This window comes from Mesorhizobium sp. C264A, from assembly GCF_040324515.1.
In the GTDB taxonomy this organism is placed as follows: domain Bacteria; phylum Pseudomonadota; class Alphaproteobacteria; order Rhizobiales; family Rhizobiaceae; genus Mesorhizobium.
In genome coordinates, this window is the sequence record NZ_JAMYVY010000001.1 from 1,534,882 (window position 1) to 1,552,283 (window position 17,402).

14 protein-coding genes are annotated in these 17,402 nt (G+C 60.9%); 7 read left to right on the forward strand and 7 right to left on the reverse strand.

From position 1 onward, the window contains the following. Window positions 1-50 precede the first annotated feature (50 nt). The 3 genes from NKL04_RS07515 to NKL04_RS07525 all read left to right on the forward strand — a co-directional run bounded on the left by NKL04_RS07515 (window position 51) and on the right by NKL04_RS07525 (window position 3,779). Window positions 51-908, forward strand: coding sequence for a DMT family transporter (locus NKL04_RS07515; protein ID WP_081740673.1), 858 nt, complete (start codon window positions 51-53; stop codon window positions 906-908). Window positions 909-919: 11 nt separating this feature from the next. Then, the gene (locus NKL04_RS07520; RefSeq protein ID WP_023688421.1) at window positions 920-1,711 is read left to right on the forward strand and encodes an ATP12 family chaperone protein; all 792 of its coding nucleotides are present in this window, start codon (window positions 920-922) and stop codon (window positions 1,709-1,711) included. A 181-nt stretch (window positions 1,712-1,892) separates the two neighbouring features. Beyond that, window positions 1,893-3,779, forward strand: a complete 1,887-nt coding sequence (locus NKL04_RS07525) for an MFS transporter (RefSeq protein WP_023701772.1) — start codon at window positions 1,893-1,895, stop codon at window positions 3,777-3,779. Window positions 3,780-3,873: 94 nt separating this feature from the next. Here NKL04_RS07525 and NKL04_RS07530 read toward each other — a convergent pair whose 3' ends face one another. Beyond that, the gene (locus tag NKL04_RS07530) at window positions 3,874-4,071 is read right to left on the reverse strand and encodes a DUF2735 domain-containing protein (RefSeq protein WP_023698802.1); all 198 of its coding nucleotides are present in this window, start codon (window positions 4,069-4,071) and stop codon (window positions 3,874-3,876) included. A 316-nt stretch (window positions 4,072-4,387) separates the two neighbouring features. On the opposite strand from NKL04_RS07530, the gene NKL04_RS07535 reads away from it, so the two are divergent. Further along, window positions 4,388-5,428, forward strand: coding sequence for a glutamine synthetase beta-grasp domain-containing protein (locus NKL04_RS07535; RefSeq protein ID WP_023691256.1), 1,041 nt, complete (start codon window positions 4,388-4,390; stop codon window positions 5,426-5,428). A gap of 83 nt (window positions 5,429-5,511) precedes the next feature. On the opposite strand, the gene NKL04_RS07540 is transcribed toward NKL04_RS07535, so the two are convergent. Together NKL04_RS07540 and NKL04_RS07545 are read right to left on the reverse strand one after the other, a co-directional pair. Then, window positions 5,512-6,180: a hypothetical protein gene (locus NKL04_RS07540; RefSeq protein ID WP_023701771.1), complete on the reverse strand. Its 669-nt coding sequence runs from the start codon at window positions 6,178-6,180 to the stop codon at window positions 5,512-5,514. 168 nt (window positions 6,181-6,348) lie between these two features. Further along, window positions 6,349-7,842 carry a hypothetical protein gene (locus NKL04_RS07545; RefSeq protein ID WP_156951492.1) on the reverse strand — a complete coding sequence of 498 codons (1,494 nt, stop codon included), beginning with the start codon at window positions 7,840-7,842 and terminating at the stop codon, window positions 6,349-6,351. A 101-nt stretch (window positions 7,843-7,943) separates the two neighbouring features. Here NKL04_RS07545 and NKL04_RS07550 point away from each other — a divergent pair, with 101 nt between their 5' ends. Further along, window positions 7,944-8,579 (forward strand): hypothetical protein, encoded by a 636-nt coding sequence (locus tag NKL04_RS07550; RefSeq protein ID WP_023701769.1) that lies wholly within the window; start codon window positions 7,944-7,946, stop codon window positions 8,577-8,579. Between the two features lie 70 nt (window positions 8,580-8,649). Here NKL04_RS07550 and glnA read toward each other — a convergent pair whose 3' ends face one another. Together glnA and NKL04_RS07560 are read right to left on the reverse strand one after the other, a co-directional pair. Further along, window positions 8,650-10,059 (reverse strand): type I glutamate--ammonia ligase, encoded by a 1,410-nt coding sequence (gene glnA, locus NKL04_RS07555; protein WP_023672775.1) that lies wholly within the window; start codon window positions 10,057-10,059, stop codon window positions 8,650-8,652. A gap of 58 nt (window positions 10,060-10,117) precedes the next feature. Further along, window positions 10,118-10,456, reverse strand: coding sequence for a P-II family nitrogen regulator (locus NKL04_RS07560; RefSeq protein ID WP_006205430.1), 339 nt, complete (start codon window positions 10,454-10,456; stop codon window positions 10,118-10,120). 384 nt (window positions 10,457-10,840) lie between these two features. On the opposite strand from NKL04_RS07560, the gene NKL04_RS07565 reads away from it, so the two are divergent. Both NKL04_RS07565 and NKL04_RS07570 read left to right on the forward strand, forming a co-directional pair. Then, window positions 10,841-12,394, forward strand: a complete 1,554-nt coding sequence (locus NKL04_RS07565) for a bifunctional ADP-dependent NAD(P)H-hydrate dehydratase/NAD(P)H-hydrate epimerase (RefSeq protein ID WP_023701768.1) — start codon at window positions 10,841-10,843, stop codon at window positions 12,392-12,394. Continuing rightward, a complete protein-coding gene (locus tag NKL04_RS07570) occupies window positions 12,391-14,391 on the forward strand; it encodes a hypothetical protein (RefSeq protein ID WP_023701767.1) in 2,001 nt (666 codons plus the stop codon). The genes NKL04_RS07565 and NKL04_RS07570 overlap by 4 nt, the downstream gene beginning before the upstream one ends. 25 nt (window positions 14,392-14,416) lie before the next feature. Here NKL04_RS07570 and NKL04_RS07575 read toward each other — a convergent pair whose 3' ends face one another. Then, window positions 14,417-15,487 (reverse strand): M48 family metallopeptidase, encoded by a 1,071-nt coding sequence (locus tag NKL04_RS07575; protein ID WP_023701766.1) that lies wholly within the window; start codon window positions 15,485-15,487, stop codon window positions 14,417-14,419. A 6-nt stretch (window positions 15,488-15,493) separates the two neighbouring features. Further along, window positions 15,494-17,026: an acyl-CoA carboxylase subunit beta gene (locus NKL04_RS07580; protein WP_023701765.1), complete on the reverse strand. Its 1,533-nt coding sequence runs from the start codon at window positions 17,024-17,026 to the stop codon at window positions 15,494-15,496. Between the last annotated feature and the right edge of the window lie 376 nt (window positions 17,027-17,402).

Here is a 17,402-nt window from a genome sequence, read left to right on the forward strand (position 1 = left end):
CCTCGGCATTGGATCGCCGCGATGCGGTCGATCTGGCGGCTGCTGCCATCATGGTCGGGCTGACCTTTTCCTGGGGCCTGAACTACGTCGCCGCCAAGATCTCCTATGCCGGCTTCGATCCGGTTTTCGTCTCGATCGCACGTTCGATCATTGGCGGGCTCTGTGTGCTCGGCTGGTGCTGGCTGCGCGGCATCAGGTTGTTTAAGGCCGACGGGTCGCTTGTCGCCGGCATCATCGTCGGCGTGCTGTTCGGCGTCGAGTTCCTGTGCCTCTATATCGGGCTGGAATACACGACCGTTGCCCGCAACACACTGCTGGTCAACACCATGCCGTTCTGGGTCCTGGTCGGCGGCCATTTCCTGCTCGGTGAGCGTATCAACGCGCGCAAGCTTGGCGGGCTCGTTCTCGCCTTCTGCGGCCTGGTGGCGGTGTTTTCCGACGGGATTGCCGGCGGCACCGACGTGACCTTGATGGGCGATCTGCTCAGCCTCGGCTCCGGTATCCTGTGGGCGGCGACCAGTATCGTCATCAAGCGTTCGAAACTGGTCGAGACCAGTGCCGAGAAATTGCTGCTTTATCAGCTGGCCGGTGCGGCCATTGTCGGTGTCCTGGTTCTGCCTTTCGCCGGCCCACCGATCCGCGCGGTCAGTGCCTTGCCGGCATTGGCGCTGCTGTTCCAGTCGCTCTATATAGTTGCCTTCACCTATGTGCTGTGGTTCTGGCTGCTCAGGCGCTATCCGGCATCGGCCCTGTCGAGCTTCGCTTTCCTGTCGCCGGTGTTCGGCGTCCTCTGCGGCGCTATCATTCTGGGCGAGGCGCCGACGACCAGGATCTTTGTGGCGCTTGGGCTGATCGCTGTCGGCCTGATCATCGTCAACCGGCCGGCGCGCAAGCAGGTACCTGGATAGAAAGTTCGACCATGCGTGACATCCTCAACGACCTCGAAGCGGGAAAGCATCTGTCCGATCCGGATCCGGTCCGCCGCGCGCAGATCCAGATGAAGACGCACCTGCCGAAGCGCTTCTACAAGGACGTGTCGGTCGTAGCTGTGGAGGACGGTTTTGTCGTCCACCTCGATGGCAAGCCGGTGCGCACGCCGGGCAAGGCGCTGCTGGCGCTGCCGACCGAAAAGGCCGCCGCCCTGGTCGCCAATGAGTTCGCTGCACAGGGCGAGACCATCGACCCGGTCACGATGCCGGTGCTGCGTCTGGTCAACACCGCCATCGACGGCGTCGCCAGCGACCCGCAGGCGGTGCTGGAGGACGTCTTGCGCTTCGCCTCGTCCGATCTGACCTGCTACCGCGCCGACGCGCCGCAGGGGCTGGTCGAGCGGCAGAACCAGCATTGGGATCCGGTGATCGACTGGGCGAGGGCGACATTAGGGGCTCGGTTCAACCTCGCCGAGGGCATCATCCATGTCGAGCAGCCGCGCGAAAGCCTCGCCGTCCTCGGCGCCCATCTTGCCCAGCGTGCCGAGCCGCTGCGGCTGGCTGCAATCCATGTCATGACTTCGCTGACCGGGTCGGCGCTGCTGGCGCTGGCGGTCGATTACGGCGCGCTCGACGGCGACGCGGCGTGGGCCGCCGGCCATGTCGACGAGGACTGGCAGGTCGAGCACTGGGGCCAGGACGCCGAGGCTGTCGCACGCCGCTCGGCCCGCAAACGCGACATGATGGCGGCCGTCGGCCTGCTCGACGCGCTGAAGACCTGATCCTCGGCCTTTTGCCGCACTGCACCTAATACCAAAGTCATAAATCCAAGGTCTGTCTGCCTCCGGCGGTCGCTTTCTGTCATTTTTTACGCCGATGGCTGGTTCGAGTCGCGTTCAGAGGGAACGCCGACGATGACGCCCAGCCTCGAGGACAGACGGGATTTCACGGGAGGACAGTTCAATGGCATTGGCATCGACCGCCGGCGGAGCCAGCCGCGGCATGACACGAGAGGAGAAGAAGGTCATCTTCGCCTCCTCGCTGGGCGCGGTTTTCGAATGGTATGATTTCTATCTCTACGGAGCGTTGGCCGGCGCGATCGGCTTGACCTTCTTCAACTCGTTTCCCGAAAGCACCCGCTACATCTTCACGCTGCTGGTCTTCGCCGCCGGCTTCATCGTGCGCCCGTTCGGCGCGCTGGTGTTCGGCCGCATCGGCGATCTCGTCGGCCGCAAATACACATTCCTTGTCACCATCATGATCATGGGTCTGTCGACTTTCCTTGTCGGCCTGCTTCCGGGCTCAGAGACACTGGGCATTCTGGCGCCGATCCTGTTGATCGCGCTGCGCATGCTGCAGGGCCTGGCGCTTGGCGGTGAGTACGGCGGCGCCGCGACCTATGTCGCGGAACATGCGCCGGATGACCGTCGCGGCTTCTACACGTCATGGATCCAGACGACGGCGACGCTCGGCCTGTTCCTGTCGCTGATTGTCATCCTGCTGGTGCAGAATTCTGTAAGCAAGGACGCCTTCAACGCCTGGGGATGGCGCATTCCTTTCCTGGTCTCGGCCATCCTGCTCGGCATTTCGGTCTGGATCCGGCTGTCGCTTTCGGAATCGCCGACCTTCCTGCGCATGAAGGAAGAGGGCAAGAGTTCCAAGGCGCCGCTGTCGGAAGCCTTCGGCCAGTGGAAAAACGCCAAGATCGCCATCCTGGCGCTGTTCGGCCTCACCGCCGGTCAGGCCGTGGTCTGGTACAATGGTCAGTTCTACGCACTGTTCTTCCTGGCCAATGTGCTCAAGGTCGACGCGCAGTCGGTGAACATCATGATTGCCATTGCGCTGGCACTCGGTACGGGCTTCTTCGTCTTCTTCGGCTGGCTGTCCGACAAGATCGGCCGCAAGCCGATCATCATGGCCGGCCTTGCGCTGGCGGTCGTCACCACCTTCCCGCTGTTCAAGGCGTTGACCTGGGCCGCCAATCCGGCGCTCGCCACCGCACAGCAGAACACGCGCGCCACGGTGACGGCGGCTCCGGGAGACTGCAACTTCCAGTTCAACCCGACCGGAACACGCGTACCGGTCAGTTCGTGCGATATCGCGACCGATTTCCTTGCCAAGAACTCGGTGCCTTACGACATCGTCTCGACGGCGGCGGCGGGGACCCCGGCGAGTGTCATGATCGGCAGCGAAACCGTGGCGTCTTATGATGCCAAGGCCGCGGGCGACAAGAAGGCTGCCAGCGACGCTGCCTTCAAGAAGGGTATCAACCTCGCGCTTCAGAGTGGCGGTTATCCGCTGAAGCGTGCTGCCGCCAAGGTTGCCGACCAGAAGCTCGACGCCTTTGTCGCGGCCAATCCTGAACTGAAGCTCGATGCGGCGGCCATCCGCGCCGGCGAGAAGACCGCAGTCCCGACCGAACAGGCGATCAAGGACAAGGTGCTGACCAAGGATGAGGCCGCGGGCGCCACCGAGGTGACCGTTTACAGCGTTCCGGCAGCGGGCGCGTTCGCGATGTTTGCCGACCCCGCACAGGTCAACTGGGCCAAGGTCATCGGCATCCTGTTCATCCTGGTCCTCTACGTGACCATGGTCTACGGGCCGATCGCGGCGATCCTGGTCGAGATGTTCCCGACACGCATCCGCTACAGCGGCATGTCACTGCCCTATCACATCGGCAATGGTTGGTTCGGCGGCCTGCTGCCCGCGATCGTGTTCGCGTTCAGCGCCTACAAGGGCGATATCTATTACGGCCTTTGGTATCCGGTGGTGATCGCGGCGGTGACGCTGATCATCGGCATGATCTTCGTCAGGGATACGCTCGGCACCGACCTGCATACCAAGCAGTAGCCGACGGCCCTGTATCAAACAAAAAACCCGGCGCGAGCGATCGCGCCGGGTTTTTGATTTGTGGGCCTGTTCGATCTATCAGCGCGGAAGACGCCTAGCTCTTGCGAGGCTGTTCGGCCTCCGCAATGGCGGCCTCATGATACCAGGCCTCGCCATGGTGAAGCGGGTGATCGCGCAGCGAAGCAAGCTCTGCCGCAAACTTGGCCTTTACGCCTAAATTTGAGGCACCCGCACGCGCTGCCACCGGGAACATCAGGATTTTGGCCGACGGACGGGCTGAGGTGATTTCCATGGTCGGTCTCCTTTCTTCTGGAGAGGCTCTTCGATTCATCTTTCCATCAAGGTAGGTCCTGCAATCCTTTTAGGCAAGATGCCTAAAGAAAGATCGGCATTTGCCTGTTATTTAAGCAAATTCTGCCTTTGATTGATCCGGGCGCATTGCTTAGGCGGCTTGCCATCACCGGCGGGATGAAAGGGCATTTTTGCCGCACCCTGACCAACTGATCTGGCACACGGTTTGCATTTTATCGACCGGCAGCTGGGCTGCTGGATGGCTCGGCGCGCCGGCGTCATCCAGGTTCGGTGATCAAGCAACGAGAGGCTCTAGAATGACGAAATACAAGCTCGAGTATATCTGGCTCGATGGTTACACGCCGGTCCCCAATCTTCGCGGCAAGACCCAGATCAAGGAGTTCGCCGAGTTCCCGACGCTCGAGCAGCTGCCGCTGTGGGGCTTCGACGGTTCTTCGACGCAGCAGGCCGAAGGCCACAGCTCCGACTGCGTGCTGAAGCCGGTCGCCGTATTCCCGGACCCGGCCCGCAGCAATGGCGTGCTGGTGATGTGCGAAGTGATGATGCCAGATGGCGTGACGCCGCATGTGTCCAACAAGCGCGCCACCATCCTCGACGACGAGGGCGCCTGGTTCGGCTTCGAGCAGGAGTATTTCTTCTACAAGGACGGCCGTCCGCTCGGCTTCCCCGAGAGCGGCTATCCGGCGCCGCAGGGCCCGTACTACACCGGCGTCGGCTATTCGAATGTCGGCCCGATCGCGCGCCAGATCGTCGAGGAGCATCTCGACCTTTGCCTCGCAGCAGGCATCAACCATGAAGGCATCAACGCCGAAGTGGCCAAGGGCCAGTGGGAATTCCAGATTTTCGGCAAGGGCTCCAAGAAGGCCGCCGACCAGATGTGGATGGCCCGTTATCTCTTGCAGCGCCTGACCGAAAAATACGAGATCGACATCGAGTATCACTGCAAGCCGCTTGGCGACACCGACTGGAACGGTTCGGGCATGCACGCCAACTTCTCGACCGCCTATATGCGCGAAGTCGGCGGCAAGGCCTATTTCGAAGCGCTGATGGCTCAATTCGACAAGAACCTGATGGACCACATCGCCGTCTACGGCCCGGACAATGACAAGCGCCTGACCGGCAAGCATGAGACCGCGCCGTGGAACCGCTTCAGCTACGGCATCGCCGACCGCGGCGCCTCGATCCGCGTGCCGCATTCCTTCGTCAACAATGACTACAAGGGCTACCTGGAAGACCGCCGCCCGAATTCGCAGGGCGACCCCTACCAGATCGCTTCGCAGATCCTGAAGACCATCGCGGAGGTTTCGACCAGCGCCCAGGTTTCGGCGGCCGCCTGATCCTGTTTTCGGTGAGGCCGCGGCGTCGCGCCGCGACCGAACATTTCTGCGACATAAAAGCCCTGCGGAAACGCCAGGGCTTTTTAAGTCTGAGCCCGCCGCGGTTGTAGCCGTTGGCCATCGTTAGCCTTCGCATCAGGAGGAGGGGACGATAGGTAAAGGCAACGTGAAGGGAGGGGGGCCGGCTGGAAAAGGCTAGCCACAAGGGTGTCCCGCTTCGGCTCGTAGTATCGCGTCCCAAGCCGCCACAGATTGTCAATGTTTCGCAGGTAGGTCTGCACCTTCTCATCGTGGTCGGATATGATGCCCACCGTGTCCGTCTGGTGCGGAGATCCCAGCTGCCGGTCGAACGTTCCGACTTCGGAGGTCCAGCTGTCGAATTCGAGGTTGGCGGAAATCTGGTGGATCGCCTCTCGATAGTTCTCCAGTTCAGTCCCGTCCCCGTGGAAGAAGAAATTGGCAGCGACGATGACCGTAAGGAAACCCTTGCGCTCGCCGATGAATTGCACCGGCGACAATAGGCCGGCCACATAAATCCGCTCGATGGCCGGTATGACACGGGTGTCGTGATCTTCGTCCCAGATCACTGCGAAGTCATGGATCTGAGCCGAGCTAAGCGGCTCGCGCAGGACATTTCGCCATTCCATGCTGCGAAGGACGGAATAGTGAGTGCCTCTCCCGATGTTACCAACGGGGGCAGGTTCGTCATGAAGGCAGGAAAACAACGTCGAATAGACTGGCAAAGGGGCCATTTCTCAACTCCGGTTCAGGATCAGTTGTCGTGGCTATCAACCACTGCGAAGAAGCTTTCGGCCTCCGCGCTGTTCACGTCCCATATGTAGGGTTCCATTTGCCAAGGATCAAGTAAGTTCCGCGCATGGCTTGCGGCCGGATGGCATCCCTCGTACTGACCGCCAGACCTACTCCAGAGCCCTTAATCGTTCAAAGCGCTGCGCTTCCGCGAGGAGCCAAGTCAAGTAGGCTTGGCCTTCGTCTAGATCGATACCGCGGGGCTCTGCATACTCATATGCAAGGGTGTCGCAGACTTCATCGAAAGAGCACCGATGTAGCCTCGTGAGCCACTTGGCACGGCCCAGCCGGGCGCGCGCCTCACGTTCGTGCTCATGGTACTCCTCAACGGCGGCTACCAGTTCGCGGTTGTTAGCTGCCGTCTCTTTCGCCAATTCATAGTCCGCCTCGTGCATCTGGTGCGGAGCCACACTGCTAATCGCCGCGTTAGTATCCTGAATGGTAAGGGACCACGAGCTTAGCCCCGTCAGCTTGCAAACCTCAGCTTGAACGTGGCGACAATCTTGGCAGACGAGCACCGGGATATGATTGCCAATTACCATGTGCGCGATGGTCTCAGCCCCTCGCCAGTAGAGCGCGGTCGGGTCTTCTTCCACTATCCAGTCATACAGGACATGGATTTTGGCGGTCCACTCACCGGAGTTGCGAGACTTTCGACATATTTGCCGTTTCGTGCGCTTGCAGCATCCGCACGTCCAGTCCTCACCAACCTTAGGCCAATGCTTCTGGCCCCTGTTCTGCACTTCGATGCCTGCATATTCGGCATCGGTGGGAGGTCGACCGGGAGCGCTATCTTTACGCTTGGCCGACTTGCCTACTGCATCCCTGGAGACAGATCGCTCGATCACCCGCCAGCCGACACTGTTGCCGAGACCGGGCGTCGCCCGACAGAATTGCTCCCATACCACCGAGGGCTCATCCATCCAGAAGTTAACCCGCGACGGGGCGCTCTCGCGGCGATTTTTGCCGTTGGCAAACCGCTTCCCCATGCGTTCGGCAAAGTCGAGCCGATCTTCAAAATCCGGTTTTACCTGCGTCCAAATCTCGTGAGCCTTGTCAACATCAATCCCATGGACGTGATTGTCGGTTACAACGATGAAAGTCGCTATCTCCCTTGGCGAAAACGTGAAATGGCGATCGACCTCTTCGCCTATGAGGGCCTTTGCCCGGTTGTCCGCGAGATTACAGTCGATACACACCGGCGTTCTGTCAAATCGCTCGACAAACTGAAGCATAGCGCTCTTGGCTTTCGATCGCTGAACGGCGAACTCCTTGTCGTCGGTGAGGGGATTGAGTTCCTCGAATAGCCTGCCTGCTCGATCGGCGAGGTGATCGTGGTGGACTTCAAGCTCGCACAAGAGAACCCCTGCCGAGTTAAGTCGGGCAAACTGCGGCTTGGTCCGATTGCAGCATGGACACGCCCATCCATACCATGTTGCGGCCCATCCCCTGTTCAGACTCAGACGGCTGGTTTTGAAGCGTCGAAGAAGCGCCTTGGTGTGGCTACTCCATCGTCCGTCCCGCATGAACGCGAATTCTGCCAACTCATCGTCGGACATTTCATCAATGTCTGGAATCGAAACAGTGGCAGTGCGAGCAGCCAAGTAGATGCTTCCTCAGCGGAGTGAATCAGTACACCCTTCAGCACTTGGCACTATAGAACATTCCAAGAACGCGGTGCAACTACAAGAGCAAGGAAATTCGGATGCCTATCACCAAGACCGAAGGGGCGCGTCGACAGCTTGAGACGGCCATCGATCTCTATTTCGAAAATGGCGACAGCTTATCCATACACACGCTGGCCTTTGCCGTTCTTAAGGTGCTCTTCGACATTTATCCTCACCGGGTCGGAGATGGTTTTGCGGCTCAACTCGATGCGCTCCTGAGGAACGAAGGTTGGAAGGCAATGTCCGGTGTGGCGAATTTCTTGAAACATGCCGACAGAGACCCTGATGCATTTTTGGATTCGCATCACCCTCAACAAGCAATGTCGATAATTGGCTTGGGCGTCATTTTGTACCGCAGAGTCGAAGGTGATTTATCAAAGAAGATGATGGCCTTCGATTCTTGGGTCGAGTTGCTGGGGCAGGAAGAGCTAGGGATAGCCGAGGTAGATACGAATGAAGAACGCGCGGCACGACACAGGGAAATTCGTCATGTTGTAGCGCAGCTACCGCACGAAGAAATGATCAAAGTTGCGAGGCAGCACTACGTGGTCTTCCTTGAAAACTACGATCGAATCAAAAGCATTACTGATCAAGCAATATTGGAAGGTATCAGCGTCACACAATTGCTCGATATCGAGCTTGGGCAGGAAGGGACACGTGCCGAACTGGTTTAAAGAAGCGGCAAGTCCAAACAAAAACCCCGGCGTCGCCGCCGGGGTTTTTCAATGTCGGTGGATGGTCAGCTCAGACCGAATAGTACATGTCGTATTCGACCGGATGCGGGGTCATTTCGAAGCGCATCACTTCGGCCATTTTCAACTCGATGTAGCTGTCGATCTGGTCGTCGTCGAAGACGCCGCCGGCTTTCAGGAAGCCGCGATCCTTGTCCAGGCTCTGCAGGGCTTCGCGCAGCGAGCCGCAGACGGTCGGGATTTTCTTCAGTTCCTTCGGCGGCAGATCGTAGAGATCCTTGTCCATCGGCTGTCCCGGGTGGATCTTGTTCTTGATGCCGTCGAGGCCGGCCATGAGCATGGCGGCGAAAGCGAGGTAGGGGTTCGCGCCTGGATCGGGGAAGCGGACCTCGACGCGCTTGGCTTTCGGGGACGAGCCGAACGGAATGCGGCAGGAGGCGGAACGGTTGCGCGCGGAGTAGGCGAGCAGCACCGGGGCTTCATAGCCAGGTACAAGGCGCTTGTAGGAGTTGGTCAGCGGGTTGGTGAAGGCGTTGATCGCCTTGGCGTGCTTGATGATGCCGCCGATGTAGAACAGGCACGACTCCGACAGGCCGGCATATTCATTGCCGGCGAAGGTCGGCTTGCCGTTCTTCCAGATCGACTGGTGGACATGCATGCCCGAGCCGTTGTCGCCGAAGATCGGCTTCGGCATGAAGGTGGCCGTCTTGCCATAGGCATTGGCGACCTGGTGCACGACATATTTGTAGATCAGCATCTTGTCGGCGTTGCGGACCAGCGTGTCGAACTTGATCCCGAGCTCGTGCTGGGCAGCGGCAACCTCGTGATGGTGCTTTTCGACGCGCACGCCCATTTCGGCGAGCACGGTCAGCATTTCGGAGCGCATGTCCTGCGCGCTGTCGATCGGCGGCACAGGGAAGTAGCCGCCCTTGACGCGCGGGCGGTGGCCGAGATTGCCGGTCTCGTAATCGGTGTCGTCGTTGGACGGCAGTTCGGTCGAGTCCAGCTTGAAGCCGGTGTTGTAGGGATCGGCCTTGTACTTGACGTCGTCGAAGACGAAGAACTCGGCTTCGGGGCCGACATAGATGGTGTCGCCGATGCCTTCGGCCTTCATGTAGGCCTCGGCCTTCTTTGCAGTGCCGCGCGGATCGCGGTTGTAGGATTCGCCGGAGACCGGATCGAGAATGTCGCACAGGATGACCATGGTCGACTGGGCGAAGAACGGATCCATGTGGACGGTGTCCGCATCGGGCATCAGCACCATGTCGGACTCGTTGATCGCCTTCCAGCCGGCGATCGAGGAGCCGTCGAACATGACGCCGTCGGCGAACATGTCTTCCTCGACCTCGATGACATCCATCGTCACGTGCTGCAGCTTGCCCTTCGGATCGGTGAAGCGCAGGTCGACGAATTTCACGTCGTTGTCCTTGATCTGCTTCATGATGTCTTTGGCTGTCGTCATGTCGTTTCTTCCCTGTGTGATGACGTTTCGAGGAGACGTTAATCTGAAATCAGAAAGCTCAGACGGCGTCCATCCCCGTTTCGCCGGTACGGATGCGAACGACCTCCTCGATGTTGGAGACGAAGATCTTGCCGTCGCCGATGCGGCCGGTCTGCGCCGCCTTGCGGATGGCTTCGATGGCGCCTTCGACGGCGTCGTCGCCCAGCACGACTTCGATCTTCACCTTGGGCAGGAAGTCGACGACATATTCGGCGCCGCGATAGAGTTCGGTATGGCCTTTCTGGCGGCCAAAGCCCTTGGCCTCGGTCACGGTAATGCCTTGCAGACCGGCCTCCTGAAGCGCTTCCTTCACTTCGTCTAGCTTGAACGGCTTGATGATCGCTTCGATCTTTTTCATGTAGAAAGTGGCCTCCACTGCCAAAAAAACGGGTTGTGCGCCCCGCTTGCGCCTCCATCAAGCACGAACTGTGCCAATTTCAGCCCACGCGAAGCGGTTTCGCGCAATTCCAATGCCGCGCCGCGCCGGGATGCACATTCGCGTCATCCTCTGCTTCGGCTGCGGCAAAGCTGCCCGAAGCCTACACATTGCCGCTTCGGGCGTCTGCACGATAATTAGGCAGATTGCGCATTTTGCAGGCCTGCGCGGATCCGTGGCACCAGTCTGCGAAAGGATTGGCCGCACGCCAACGCAGCACCTGGCCGTTTGCTTCGAATCCGAAACTGGACAATGCTCGATAGGGACAAAGGGGTCGGCCTTGAACGAAATGCGGATCGGCAATCCATGAGCAATGAAGTCCTGTCGCCGGCCGAGATGGGCGAGACCGACCGGCTGGCGATCGCGGCCGGTCCGCTCGACGGCTATGGCCTGATGCAGCGCGCCGGCGAAGCGGTCGCTGCTGTGGTCCTGGCACGCTATCCCGCAGCAAGCCGCGTGCACGTGCTGTGCGGCCCCGGCAATAATGGTGGCGACGGCTATGCTGTAGCGCGGTTGCTGGCCGAGGCTGGTGTGAATGTGGCGCTCTGGGCCGAAGGCAAGCAGAAGCCCGGGAGTGATGCGGCGCGAGCTTCCGAGGCCTGCAATCTGCCGGTCGAGCACATCGGACACTGCTACCCGGAACCGGGTGAAGTCGTCGTGGACGCGCTCTATGGTGCGGGATTGTCGAAGAAGATATCCCTGCATGCCTCTGCCGTCTCAGGATTGGCCGCGGCGGAGCGCGTGCCTGTGGTGTCAATCGATCTGCCTTCTGGTGTGTCGGGCGAGACCGGCTTGAGCAACGCTTATTTCAAGGCCGACGTGACGGTGACGTTCGTGCGGAAAAAGCCCGGCCATCTGCTGATGCCGGGGCGCAGCCTCTGCGGCGAGATCATCATCGCCGATATCGGCATTCCGGATGCGATCGTCGATGAGTTCAAGATCAAGACGTTCGAGAACACGCCTGACTTCTGGCTATACAGTTTTCCGAAAACGGCGGTCGATACACATAAGTATAAGCGCGGCCACGTCAGCGTCTTTTCCGGCGGGCCGAGCGCGACAGGTGCGGCGCGGCTGTCGGCGATGGCTGCAGCCAGAGCCGGGGCAGGGGCGGTGACCGTGCTCTCGCCTGAAAATGCCATGCAGGTAAACGCCGCGCATCTGACATCGATCATGCTGCGCGAGGCCGGTTCGATGGAGGAAGTGCAGGAATTTTTGTCGGCGAGGCACCCCGAAGTACTTGTGTTCGGACCAGGGCTCGGGCCGAAACCCAAAGTGGGGGATTTCGCGTTGCAATTGATCGCGACGGTCGCTGACCTAAACCGCACGTCGACGAGTTCATTCGGAATTCAGCGCCCTGCCATTGTCTTGGATGCTGACGCCATCACGTCATTGGCGCATCAGCCTCAGGCCCTGTTCGACGCCGCGCTGCTCCCGTTGGGGCCGGTATTGGTGCTGACGCCGCATGAAGGCGAATTCGCCAGACTTTTTCCCGACATCGCGAAGGACAAGAAGCAGTCGAAACTCGCCAAGGCGCGCGCAGCCGCTGAACGAGCCAACGCCATCATGGTCTACAAGGGCGCCGACACCGTCATCGCGGCGCCGGACGGCCGCGCGGTGATCAACGCCAATGGTGCACCATGGCTCGCCACCGCTGGTTCCGGCGACGTGCTGGCGGGCATTGTCGCCGCGCTGCTGGCGCAGGGCATGCAGGCATTCGAGGCCGCCTGCGCAGCGGTCTGGATACACGCCGAGGCCGGCAGCCGCTTTGGACCGGGTCTGATCGCCGAGGATCTCCCGCTGGCACTGGTGCCGGTGCTGCGTGAACTGGTCGATGCACGGCAGAAGGTGGCGATCAGATGAAGCATTTCGCGTTCGTCGTTGCGGCCATCATCGCGCTGTTCGCGTCACATGGCGTGCGTGCTCAAGAGCCCGTGACCATCGTCGACGATCCGGCGGTGCTCGCCGCCCTCGATGCCAAGGGTTTTGGCTTCGCCCGCATTTTCGCCGTCGACGGCGCGGACGATCTGAAGACGCTCTACAGTGAGGCGCCGGCCTATCGTGCTGTTGTCGACATGGTTGCGGCCGATATTGCCGCGCTGCGGGCCGAGATAAAGGCCGGCGGGCGCACGCTCTACGAGGTGACCGACGGCAATGTCGGCCGCATCATGGATATGCGCTGGCTGAAGACCGAGGCCGCGCGCTTCCGCCTGGTCGGCGTCGTCAACCGGCTCGACCGGCGCGATTTCAATGTTTTGGCTGGCGACAAGAGCTGTGGCGAGGTGCGCTTCATCTATCGCCTGGCCTACAGTTTCCGCAAGAACGGCAAGGTTTTGGCATCGCGGCTGCCATTCAATTTCAACGCCGTCTACAGCGTGGCGCCGGATGCCGATGGCGGCTGCGTCGGCGTTGCCGGGCGCTGGACACCGCAGATCGACGAAAACGTCGATGCCGGCTGGCTGGCCGGCGGTTCGCTGGCACCGGAGGAACTGACGTTCAAGCAGCTTGAACTCAATGCGCAGGTGGTGCGTTTTCCCTCGGGACAGGAGACCGAATTCGGCGGGCAGGCGGCCTATCTGATGCGGATCTTCGGTATCGATGGCGCTGCCATCAGCGAGAAGCCGCTGGAGAATACGCCTGACGTTGCGCGGCTCTCGGATGATGCCGCACTGAAGAAAGGGCTCGCCGACTACGTCAGCGCCAATGTCGCGGCCGTCGATCTCGGCGTCTACGAAATCCCCGACGAATTCCTGGCCAAGAAAATCATCTCGTGGTCGACCTTCGGCAGCGCGAGACGGGCCAACCATCCGTTCACGCCGCTGTTCCAGCCAGCGGATTTCGCCGGCTTGGACTATGCGGCGCTAAAGCTGGTGCGGACACCGGAGGCGCTGGTCGAGCGGCTGGACAATGGCGCCTGCCAGGGGTGCCACCAGGCGGGCTCGACGGCCGGCTTTCACTTCATCGGCCTCGACGACAAAACGACGTCGCCTCTCAACCGGATCGAGGTCGGCATCTCGCCGCATCTCCATGCCGAGATTGCGCGACGTGAGGCCTGGCTGCGCGCGACGGAAGAAGGCAAGGAGCCGAACCGCTACCGGCCGCTGTCCTTCGCGCCGCCGGCGACATGGACCGATGCCGGCGATGTCGACTACGCCCCGGCCGAGATCGCGATGCCGTGCCTGATGCCGGATGATGCAAAACGCTTCGGCGCGACCTGGCAATGCGGTGGCGGCACCGTCTGCACGCCGCTCGCGACGGCTTCAGGCGTGCATACCGCGTTGGCGCAATGTCTGTTGCCCACGGACAGTCCAAAGATGTTTTCGGGCCATCCCTGCCTGACCGGGTCGATCGCCAGCAACCCGTCTCAGCCGTTCAACGACCGCTACAAGATCACCGGCCAGTTCGCTGCTTTTGCGCCGACCTTTTCGCGGACCGCCTACACCTGCCGGCCACCGAAAATCGGCGTACCGGCAGGCATCGCTTATCGCGCCTGCGACGACAAGGACCGCAGCTTCGCCGCATTCAAGACGGGCAAGCCGATGCCATCGGAAATTTGCGGCATGGTCGGCGGCAAGAAATTCGACACCTGCGTCGCCACCAACAATTTCGACCAGTGCCTCGGCGGCGCGGTCAACCGCGGCAACCGTCCCGGATGTTCGGCCGATCATTTCTGCCGCGAGGATTATATGTGCCAGTCGCTGCCGCCGGACACGCCGGGCGCCGCCAAGGTGAAAGGCATCGGCTACTGCTCGCCGACCTATTTCATCTTCCAGATGCGCATCGACAACCACGCAACGCCTTGGGCGAGCGCGACCAGCGCCCCCAGGGATGCGGGGTTCGGGGCGGCGGAAGAGGAGTGAGCCTGCGAGTTGGGCGACCACCAGTTCAGCGCTGGAGATAGTCTTCCATCCGCGCAGTCCATTTGGTGTCGAATTCCGAAATGTGGCGCTGTGCTACGCTCGAGTTCAGCAGCGTCGAGAGCGCGGTCACGGCGATCGGGTCCAGGTCGGGCGGCTCCGTGTAGCCAAGCGCCGCCAGCCGTTGAGCCCATGATGGATGGGTGGACTTTGCGTCATCCGGGCTTGCCCACGCCTTGCGGGCGCAAACATTGAGGCAAATGGGTTCTCGCAGCTGGCCGGCAGCTTCCAGCATGCGCTCGAGCGGCGGTCGCGGCGGACGCAAAGCACCTCGCAATTCATGCTGCAAAGGGTCATAGACCGTCTCCGCGAAATGCACGTCTGCCGTGGCAAGAAGCAACAGCGCGCGTGCGGCGTGCTCGGCGTCGCCGGAGGATGCCGCGTGTCGATCTGCCTTGATCTCCGCTTCGCGCGAAAGCCGGATTTCTTCCCGCTCGAACGATTGCGACAGCCAGCCGATAGCGGCGTGGAGCAGGCTGCCTGTGATCGTGGTTCCGGGCGGGGCATACTCGAAGACAAATCCGAAACCGTTTTCGAACTCAGCGAGATTGAGGCTGCCATTGGTATCCTTGTTGCGCACATGCGCGTCCTCATGGGCAAGGATCGCGGCAAGCGCTCTTTCATCGGTCACTGCGAGGAGAGGGATGCCAATGGTTAGAAACAGCCGATTGCCGAGAAGGCCGAGAAGCGTGCGCTCCTCGCGCACGCTGGCGTTCAGGTTGCCCTCTAGTATGACAACCGTGCGCGCAGCACGGCGCGGTCCGGCGACGCTCCGCCACAGCGCCCACAGGCCGGGCGCTTCTGCTTCACTGACGCCTTTGATCTTGCTGCGTCGGAAGCCCGCAAACAATGTGCCGAACAGAAATGCCAAGGCCGTGGTGGCGATCGGCATGACGACGAAGCCGCTGGCCATAAACCAGATCGGATGGTTGTCGAGCAGGGACATCCAGACGCAGAAGATGACGAGGGCGGGAACAACGAAAAACAGGACCGTGAACCTGCCAAACCGCCGACCGGCGCTGATGATCAGTCGCGACATTGGATGTTACAACGGGATGTTGTCGTGCTTCTTCCAAGGGTTCTGCATGTCCTTGTTGCGCAGCATGCGCAGTGCCCGGGCAATGCGGCGGCGGGTCGAATGCGGCATGATCACCTCGTCGACATAGCCGCGTTCGGCGGCGACGAAGGGCGACAGGAAGCGGTCTTCGTAAGCCTTTGTGTGGGCTGCGAGCTTTTCGGCGTCGCCGATATCCTTACGGTAGATGATCTCGACCGCGCCTCTCGCCCCCATCACCGCGATCTGCGCCGTCGGCCAGGCATAGTTCATATCGCCGCGCAGATGTTTTGAGGCCATCACGTCATAGGCGCCGCCATAGGCTTTTCGGGCGATGACGGTGATTTTCGGCACGGTCGCCTCGGCGTAGGCAAACAGGAGTTTCGCGCCATGCTTGATCAGGCCGCCATATTCCTGCGCGGTGCCGGGCAGGAAGCCGGGGACGTCGACGAAGGTGACGATGGGAATGGAAAAACAGTCGCAGAAGCGCACGAAGCGCGCCGCCTTGCGGCTTGCGTCGGAATCGAGCACGCCGGCCAGCACCATCGGCTGGTTGGCGACGAAGCCGACGGTGCGGCCTTCGACGCGGCCGAAACCGGTGACGATGTTCTTGGCAAAGTTCTGCTGGATCTCGAAGAAATCGCCTTCATCGGCAACTTTGAGGATCAGCTCCTTGATGTCGTAAGGCTTGTTGGCGTTGTCTGGGATCAGCCGGTCGAGCGACAGATCATGGTCGGTGACCGACTGGTAGCACTCGATCTCAGGAAGCTCCGACGTATTTGACGCGGGCAAAAGGTCTACCAGCCGGCGCATCTGCAACAGCGCCTCGACGTCATTGTCGTAGGCGCCGTCGGCAATCGACGATTTGGTCGTGTGGACGGACGCGCCGCCAAGGCTCTCGGCCGTCACCGTCTCGTTGGTGACCGTTTTGACCACATCCGGCCCGGTGACGAACATGTAAGAGGTGTCGCGCACCATGAAGATGAAGTCGGTCATCGCAGGCGAATAGACGTCGCCGCCGGCGCACGGGCCCATGATCACGGAAATCTGAGGAATGACGCCGGATGCGAGCACGTTGCGCTGAAAGATCTCGGCATAGCCGCCTAGCGCCGCCACGCCTTCCTGGATGCGGGCGCCGCCGGCGTCGTAGATGCCGATGATCGGCGCGCGGTTGCGCAGCGCCATCTCCTGCACCTTGATGACCTTTTCGGCGTGAGCCTCCGACAGCGAGCCGCCGAAGACGGTAAAATCCTTGGCGAAGAGATAGACCGGACGGCCATTGACGGTGCCCCAGCCGGTGACGACACCATCGCCGGCGATCTTGGTTTTCTCCATGCCGAAGTCGGTCGAGCGATGCTCGACATACATGTCGAACTCCTCGAACGAGCCTTCGTCGAGAAAGACATCGATGCGCTCGCGCGCGGTGAGCTTGCCCTTCTTGTGCTGGGCGTCGATGCGGGCCTGGCCGCCGCCCATGCGGGCGATCTCGCGGCGGCGCTCAAGTTCCTTCAGCACGTCCTTCATCGCTCGGTCCCCAGAAATGGCAGCTGCCTTTGTGGTAATGATGCCTGCAGGCGTGTGCAAGCGCCGCTTTCGGCCTCGATTATTGCGCTGCAACATGTGGCCCCTTGCATTCCGGAGCGAACTCAGCCATATGCAGCCCATAGGCGCTTGGGCCGGAGATTCCGGCCTTCTCGACAAATGAGACTGGTTGCGTCTGTTTTCCCTCTTTCCGGTATATCGGCCTCTCTTTCCGATACATCACGAAGTGGCGAAAGAGCCCCGTGGCATGACGCCTGCGGGCACGACAGCGCAGCCGAGTGGACGTTACCGTCCGCCCGCCTTGTCGTTTCATATCAAATTTTTCGACGGCAGGTTGCGCCCTGCCGCCATCGATGTT

Coding starts and splice junctions, on each gene's coding strand:
- NKL04_RS07580 (WP_023701765.1), bottom strand. CDS start 17,026: ATGAAGGACGTGCTGAAGGAACTTGAGCGCCGCCGCGAGATCGCCCGC.
- NKL04_RS07565 (WP_023701768.1), top strand. CDS start 10,841: ATGAGCAATGAAGTCCTGTCGCCGGCCGAGATGGGCGAGACCGACCGG.
- NKL04_RS07530 (WP_023698802.1), bottom strand. CDS start 4,071: ATGGAAATCACCTCAGCCCGTCCGTCGGCCAAAATCCTGATGTTCCCG.
- NKL04_RS07570 (WP_023701767.1), top strand. CDS start 12,391: ATGAAGCATTTCGCGTTCGTCGTTGCGGCCATCATCGCGCTGTTCGCG.
- NKL04_RS07575 (WP_023701766.1), bottom strand. CDS start 15,487: ATGTCGCGACTGATCATCAGCGCCGGTCGGCGGTTTGGCAGGTTCACG.
- NKL04_RS07550 (WP_023701769.1), top strand. CDS start 7,944: ATGCCTATCACCAAGACCGAAGGGGCGCGTCGACAGCTTGAGACGGCC.
- NKL04_RS07520 (WP_023688421.1), top strand. CDS start 920: ATGCGTGACATCCTCAACGACCTCGAAGCGGGAAAGCATCTGTCCGAT.
- NKL04_RS07525 (WP_023701772.1), top strand. CDS start 1,893: ATGGCATTGGCATCGACCGCCGGCGGAGCCAGCCGCGGCATGACACGA.
- NKL04_RS07515 (WP_081740673.1), top strand. CDS start 51: ATGGTCGGGCTGACCTTTTCCTGGGGCCTGAACTACGTCGCCGCCAAG.
- NKL04_RS07535 (WP_023691256.1), top strand. CDS start 4,388: ATGACGAAATACAAGCTCGAGTATATCTGGCTCGATGGTTACACGCCG.
- NKL04_RS07560 (WP_006205430.1), bottom strand. CDS start 10,456: ATGAAAAAGATCGAAGCGATCATCAAGCCGTTCAAGCTAGACGAAGTG.
- glnA (WP_023672775.1), bottom strand. CDS start 10,059: ATGACGACAGCCAAAGACATCATGAAGCAGATCAAGGACAACGACGTG.
- NKL04_RS07540 (WP_023701771.1), bottom strand. CDS start 6,180: ATGGCCCCTTTGCCAGTCTATTCGACGTTGTTTTCCTGCCTTCATGAC.